This window comes from Vibrio sp. 661, from assembly GCF_033339315.1.
GTDB lineage: Bacteria > Pseudomonadota > Gammaproteobacteria > Enterobacterales > Vibrionaceae > Vibrio > Vibrio alginolyticus.
On record NZ_JAWOUJ010000131.1, the window covers coordinates 1 to 1,058 of the forward strand.

Consider the following 1,058-nt stretch of genomic DNA (forward strand, 5'->3'; position numbering starts at 1 on the left):
AGCGCGAACTCGGTTGCGGTTAGATCCAGCAGTTGTTGATCGCAGTAAGCCTCTTGCTTGCCCGGATACAGGCGCAACTCTTGGTACTCAATACAATCGCTGTTTTTGCCGTTTTTCTGCGTGTTACTGGTGCGACGTAAAATCGCGCGAATACGAGCGAGCAGCTCTCGGTCACTGAAAGGTTTTGGTAAGTAGTCATCTGCGCCGAGCTCTAAACCGATTACTCGATCAATCTCTTCGCCTTTGGCGGTCAACATTAACACGGGGGTTTCCCAGTTCTCTCGCAGACGCTTCAGCGTTTCCATACCATTCAATTTTGGCATCATTACATCCAGTAGGATGAGGTCGATATCGCTGTTGATTGCGGCAAGGCCGGCTTCACCGTCGTTTGCTTCACTGACTTCGAATCCTTCGAAGCTGAGCACCTCTTTTAATAGGCTTGTCAGTTCTATGTCGTCATCAATTAAAAGAATGTTTGCCATCGGGGCACCTTTGGTCAGTTACCGTTTACTTAATATTACATTGGATTGATGTGCGACGAAGAGGGCAAAAATCACTCTTTACGATTCTTTACGCTCCCTATACGCCGCTTTACCTAGCGAGTCGTATTCTATACTCAAGCGCTGTGAGAACAGCCCAGAAGAATCACTCACTTGTGTAAGGAATCGAATTATGAAATCTGCAAAAAAACTTGTGTTAGCTGCTGTTGTTCTACCTCTAACTTTAGGCACTGCGAGTGCATTCGCATTTGGCGGTAAAGATCACCACAAAGGCCCACGTGATGAATGTGGTATGGGTATGGACCGCGGCATCATGCGCGATTTGAACTTAACTGATGCACAAAAAGACCAACTGCAATCTTTCCGTGATGCAAACCGCGCGGAAATGAAAGGCAAATATTCACAAAACCGCGAAGCACGCATGGCAGAGCGCCAAGCGCATCACGCGAAAATGCAGTCTCTATTGCTAGCGGATACGTTCGATGAAGCGCAAGCCACTGCTCTAGCGAAAGAGATGGTTGAGCGCCAAACTGAGCACCGCGTGAAAATGCTGGAGAG

The 1,058-nt window shown here is 47.9% G+C and carries 2 protein-coding genes; one reads left to right on the plus strand and one right to left on the minus strand.

Annotated features, from left to right (window positions below):
• On the minus strand, positions 1–482 hold a 482-nt coding region (locus R7P69_RS25190; RefSeq protein ID WP_318121826.1), incomplete at its 3' end, for a response regulator.
• Positions 483–672: 190 nt separating this feature from the next.
• On the opposite strand from R7P69_RS25190, the gene R7P69_RS25195 reads away from it, so the two are divergent.
• A partial coding sequence (locus R7P69_RS25195; RefSeq protein ID WP_318121827.1) for a CpxP family protein occupies positions 673–1,058 on the plus strand: 386 nt, incomplete at its 3' end.